Source organism: Herbaspirillum lusitanum P6-12, assembly GCF_000256565.1.
Lineage (GTDB): Bacteria > Pseudomonadota > Gammaproteobacteria > Burkholderiales > Burkholderiaceae_D > Herbaspirillum > Herbaspirillum lusitanum.
In genome coordinates, this window is the sequence record NZ_AJHH01000780.1 from 1 (window position 1) to 5,614 (window position 5,614).

The following is a 5,614-nucleotide window of genomic DNA, read 5'->3' on the forward strand; positions in this document are numbered from 1 at the left end:
GTGTTGGTCAGCGTTCGCTGCCGCGACGCATCATGTCGAAGAACTCGGCATTGTTCTTGGTCGACTTCATCTTGTCGAGGATGAATTCCATCGCTTCGATTTCATCCATGTCGTACATCAGCTTGCGCAGGACCCAGATCTTTTGCAGCTGGTCCGGCTTGATCAGCAGTTCTTCGCGGCGGGTGCCGGACTTGCTGAGGTTGATGGCCGGGTAGACGCGCTTCTCGGCGAGGCGGCGCTCCAGGTGGACTTCCATGTTGCCGGTACCCTTGAATTCTTCGTAGATCACGTCATCCATGCGGCTGCCGGTTTCGATCAGGGCCGTCGCGATGATGGTCAGCGAACCGCCTTCTTCGATGTTGCGCGCGGCGCCGAAGAAGCGCTTCGGACGTTGCAGCGCGTTGGCGTCGACACCGCCGGTCAGGACCTTGCCGGAGGCCGGGATCACGGTGTTGTAGGCGCGTGCCAGACGGGTGATCGAGTCCAGCAGAATGACCACGTCCTTCTTCATTTCAACCAGGCGCTTGGCTTTTTCCAGCACCATTTCGGCGACCTGGACGTGACGCGTGGCCGGTTCGTCGAAGGTCGATGCAACGACTTCGCCGCGCACCGAGCGCTGCATTTCGGTCACTTCTTCCGGACGTTCGTCGATCAGCAGGACGATCATCACGGTGTCGGGATGGTTGGTCGTAATGGCGTGGGCGATGTGTTGCAGCATGACCGATTTACCGGACTTCGGCGACGCCACCAGCAGGCCGCGCTGGCCGCGGCCGATCGGCGCGATCAGGTCGATGATGCGGCCGGTGATGTTTTCCTCGCCGCGCATTTCGCGCTCCAGCTGCATGATCTTGTTCGGATGCAGCGGCGTGAGGTTTTCAAACAGGATGCGGTGCTTGGAGGCTTCCGGCGCTTCGCCGTTGACCTTGTCGACCTTGACCAGCGCAAAGTAGCGCTCGCCGTCTTTTGGTGTGCGTACTTCGCCTTCAATCGAGTCGCCGGTGTGCAGGTTGAAGCGGCGGATTTGCGAGGGCGAAATGTAAATGTCGTCGGTGGACGCCATGTAGCTGGCGTCAGGCGAGCGCAGGAAGCCGAAGCCGTCAGGCAACACTTCAAGGGCGCCGTCGCCGAAAATTTGTTCTCCCGATTTCGCGCGTTTTTTGAGGATCGCGAACATCAGTTCTTGTTTGCGCAGGCGCGCGGCGTTATCGATGTCCAGGCCAATTGCCATTTCAAGCAATGCGGAGACGTGTAACGCCTTTAATTCTGATAAGTGCATAAGAGTGTCCCGGGATGGGAATAGTAAAAGGTGGGGGAGGGAATTGCGTGGTGTGTTAAAGAGAAACTGGAAACTTGCGAAACCAAAAAAGAACGAGCCTGCAAGTCGATTCAACCTGCAGGCACAGGCGGCGCTGCGAGCGCAGCGCCGCCGTGAATCTTAGATGTTGCTGTCGATGAACGAAGTCAGCTGGCCTTTTGCCAGAGCGCCGACTTTTTGCGCTGCTGCTGCGCCGTTCTTGAACAGGATCAGCGTCGGAATGCCGCGGATGCCGAACTTGGCAGGGATGGCCTGGTTTGCATCGACGTCCAGCTTGGCGATCTGCAGCTTGCCGTCATATTCCTTGGCGACTTCTTCCAGAATCGGGGCGATCGCTTTGCAAGGACCGCACCATTCAGCCCAGAAGTCCACCAGGACGGGCTTGTCGGATTTCAGGACGTCTGCTTCAAAAGAGGCGTCGGAGATGTGTTTGATGTTTTCGCTCATGGTAGATCCTCGATCTGAGGGAATATATAAGTAAGTGGTCAAATAGCGCCGGGGGAACATACCATTTGCTTGGCGTATGCCATCAACGCTTCCGGAGTTGCTTCATTGCGTAACTTTGCTTAAAGCAGATGGAGTCGTTGTGCCCTGATTCAAGTTATTTTGAAACGCGGCAACGGGTATTCGGCGGGGTACGGAGGCAATCATAACCCATTTTCGGGAAAAGTGTGCCCCGCCGCCGCCGATAGGCCGCCATCCGGCAAAGCCTGTTGCAGGGCGGTTGCCAAGGTGGCAATTGACCCGGCCGGTCGCATACAATGCCGCAAAGACGTGCCGGATCGATAGATTCCGGCAATCATTTCGATAAATATATTTTTCTCTCCGGCCCCTTTTCATGTTGCATTCGCCCCTGCTGATCAGCCCTTCCGTCGATTTCTGGCCGCAGACCGCAGTCGCCTTGCTCGAGGTGGATCACATGCTGGGGGCGGCCGTGGGTGCGGGATCGCGCGATTTTTCCGGCTATCAGGTAGTGGTGCCGGCGTTTTCGCACGCGGTGCACTGGCGTGCGGCGCTGGCCCGGGCGATACAGCGCCGGTCGCCGCAGCAAGCCGGGTTCATCCCGCCGCGTATCAACACCATGGCGGGTTGGATGGCCATGCAGGCGCCCCAGCCGCAGCAGGACGACAGCGAACGCCTGATGCAGCTGTATGCGCAATTGCGTCAGCACGGCAACACCGACCTGCTGCCCCTGGCGCAGACGCTGCTGTCGCTGTCGGATGAATTGACCCAGGCATTGCTGCCCGCCATGGAACGCGCGCCGGGAGACGCGGACGAACGCTGGCAAGCCGCGCTGGCGCAGTTGCCGCCGTCGGCGCGCAGCATGCTCTCGGATGAGGCGCAACTGGTGTGGTCGATCTGGCAGAGCCAGCTCGACGGCAACGACAAGACCGTGCAGCGCTACAAGCGCATGCTGGAGTTGGCCAGGCCGGGCGCGCATGCGCCATTGGCGCCGCTGATGTGGATCAGCCCGGTCGCGCCCGAGCCGATGGAACTGGCTTTCCTCGAGGCCTACGGCGAACACGCCGAAGTGCAGCCGGTGCAGATCGACTGGCGCGGCCCGGATATCCCGTTGCTGTATCAGACTGCGTGGCCGGAATTGTGCGATGCGCCGTTGGCGCCGACGCCTGACGATCTGTTTGCGCCGCAGATGGACGCGCCGACGCTGGCGCTGTGTCCGGCCGCCAGCCTCGAAGACGCTTCGCTGCAGAGTGCGCAGATCGTGCTCGACTGGCTGCGGCAAGGCAAGGACGACATCGCCATCGTCGCCCAGGACCGCGTCAGCGCGCGCCGCCTGCGCGCCTTGCTGGAGCGTGCGCAAGTCTCGGTAGCCGACGAAACCGGCTGGAAGCTGTCGACCACCCGCGCCGCAGCAGCAATGGCTGCGTGGTGCGACGTCGTCACTTCGCGCGGCGAAACCACCGCACTGCTCGACCTGCTGAAGTCGCCGTTCATCTTCGCCGGCATGGCGGACAAGAGCGCGGCGGTGATGCAGATCGAATGGCAATTGCGGCGCGAGAATGTTTCCGGTGAATGGCGCAGCGTGCAGGCGGTATTCAAGGGCGGTTCGCTTGCCGCGGAGGTTTTGCAGGCAGTGGCTGCGCAGGCCGCACTGTTCGACGGCCGCAAGAGCCTGATCGACTGGGGTGCGTGCGCACAACAATTGCTGGATGCGCTCGACATGCGCGGCGCGCTCGCGCAGGACATCGCCGGCCAGCAGGTGCTGCAATTGCTGGACGACCTCGGCGCCCGCCAGGAGGATGCCGATGGCGGTGAACTATTTTCCTTCTCGGAATGGCGCGCGCTGCTGAACCTGCAGCTCGACGCCGTTACCTTCATGCCGCCGATCGCCGATCGCCGCATCGTCATGCTGCCGCTCAACGGCGCGCGCCTGCGCAACTTCGATGCGGTGCTGGTGATCGGCGCCGACGCCGAGCATCTGCCGTCGCAACCGCAGGAAACGCTGTTCTTCTCGAACGCCGTGCGCCATGAACTTGGATTGCCCACGCGACTGTCGCGCCAGCACCAGCAATTGCGCGACCTGACCGAACTGCTGTGCGCCAATCGCGAAGTGGTGCTGTGCTGGCAGACCCACAAGGACGGCGAACCGAATCCCAAGAGTCCGTGGCTGGAGCGTCTCGAACTGTGCCTCGCCAAGGCCGGCATGGAACCGCTGCGCGAACTGCGTCACGATTTGCCGCTGCACGAGCTGCTTGCCGCGCCATCCATCATGCCGGCGCCGTCCGCCGCGGAATTGACGCCGGCGCGGCTGTCGGCCAGCGCTTACAACCGGCTGGTGGCGTGTCCGTATCAATTCTTCGCCCAGCACATGCTGCGCGTGAACGTCATGGACGAGCTTTCCGACATGCCTGAGAAGCGCGATTACGGCGGCTGGCTGCATGAAATCCTGATGAAATACCATGAAGCGCTGCGCGATGCGAAGACGCCTGTCGGGCAGCGTGCCGCCTTGCTGGCGACCATCTCGGATGACGTCTTCGCCAAGGCGATCCGCGAACATCCCGCCGCGCTCGGTTACGAAGCGCGTTGGCGCAAGGTGATGCCGGCGTATCTGGTCTGGGCCAACGAGCGTGAAGCGCAGGGCTGGCATTTCGTGCTCGGCGAATTGCCCTTGCAGCATGCGTTGGCGTGGCCGGACGGCGGCATCGAGCTGTACGGCCGCCTCGACCGTGTCGATGAAAATGCGGAAGGCGAACGCGCGGTGCTCGACTACAAGACCAGCTCGCTGCCCTCGCTGGTCGCCAAGTTGAAGAATGCCGAAGATCTCCAGTTGCCGTTCTACGGTTTGTTGTCGGGCCGGACCATGGCGGCCGCGCATTACGTCGCGCTGGAGCCGTCCAGGGACAAGACCGGCGATGTCGCCGCACCTGATTTCGAAGCCCGGCAGCAGGCCTTGCAGCAGCAGATCATCACCGTCGTGCAGGCCATAGGCAACGACGCACCACTGCCGGCCAACGGCATCGAATCGGTTTGCCAGTATTGCGATGTGCGCGGACTGTGCCGCAAGGGAGTCTGGCAATGAGCGCCTTGAATAACATGGGCAGCAACGGTCCGATCGCCGCTTACGAAATCAACGGCCGTCCCGCGGAAGCGGCGGCGTTCACCGCGGCCGCCTGCGACCCGCGCCAGTCGGTCGTGGTGGAAGCCTGTGCCGGCAGCGGCAAGACCTGGCTGCTGGTGGCGCGCATGTTGCGATTGCTGCTGGCGGGCGCGCAGCCGGCCGAACTGCTGGCGATCACCTTCACGCGCAAGGCCGCGCAGGAAATGCGCGAGCGCCTGATGGAACTGCTGCGCGAACTGACGCTGGCGCCGGCCGACCAGGCGCGCCAGTTGCTGCTGGAACGCGGCGTCGATGCCGACGATCTGCCGCGCCTGATGCCGCTGGCGCGCTCGCTGTACGAACAGATCCTGGCCGGGCAGCAGGGTTTGTCGATCGATACTTTCCACAGCTGGTTTGCGCGGCTGCTGCAGATCGCGCCGCTGGCGTCGGGAGTGCCGCACGGCTATGCGCTGACCGAGAAAAACGGTGAGATCATGAACGAGGCGTACCGCCGCTTCATGCAGGCGGTGCAAAAACCGGCGCAGCAAGCGATCAAGCTGGCTCTGCTTGAGTTGTACGACCTGGCCGGCGACAGCGGCGCGCGCAATCTGCTGGATTCCTTCCTCGACAAGCGCGCCGAATGGTGGGCCGCCACCATGCCGCCGCTGTCGTCGGAGGAGGCGCCGCTGCAATGGCTGGAGGAGCTATGCGGGCCCGACGCCGCGCGCGCGCGCGCTAGG

The 5,614-nt window shown here is 62.6% G+C and carries 4 protein-coding genes; 2 read left to right on the forward strand and 2 right to left on the reverse strand.

Annotation, left to right across the window (positions count from 1 at the left end; genetic code table 11):
* Nucleotides 1-7: 7 nt before the first annotated feature.
* Complete coding sequence (gene rho, locus HLUSI_RS0125140; RefSeq protein ID WP_040503902.1) at nt 8-1,276, reverse strand: transcription termination factor Rho; 1,269 nt, start codon at nt 1,274-1,276, stop codon at nt 8-10.
* Nucleotides 1,277-1,435: 159 nt separating this feature from the next.
* Nucleotides 1,436-1,762 carry a thioredoxin TrxA gene (trxA, locus tag HLUSI_RS0125145; protein WP_016836562.1) on the reverse strand — a complete coding sequence of 109 codons (327 nt, stop codon included), beginning with the start codon at nt 1,760-1,762 and terminating at the stop codon, nt 1,436-1,438.
* Nucleotides 1,763-2,153: 391 nt separating this feature from the next.
* On the opposite strand from trxA, the gene HLUSI_RS0125150 reads away from it, so the two are divergent.
* Together HLUSI_RS0125150 and HLUSI_RS30680 are read left to right on the forward strand one after the other, a co-directional pair.
* Entirely contained in the window at nt 2,154-4,856 is a 2,703-nt protein-coding gene (locus HLUSI_RS0125150) for a PD-(D/E)XK nuclease family protein (protein ID WP_016836563.1), read from the forward strand.
* Nucleotides 4,853-5,614 (forward strand): UvrD-helicase domain-containing protein (locus HLUSI_RS30680; protein WP_040503903.1); only part of this gene is annotated, 762 nt, incomplete at its 3' end. The genes HLUSI_RS0125150 and HLUSI_RS30680, both read left to right, overlap by 4 nt.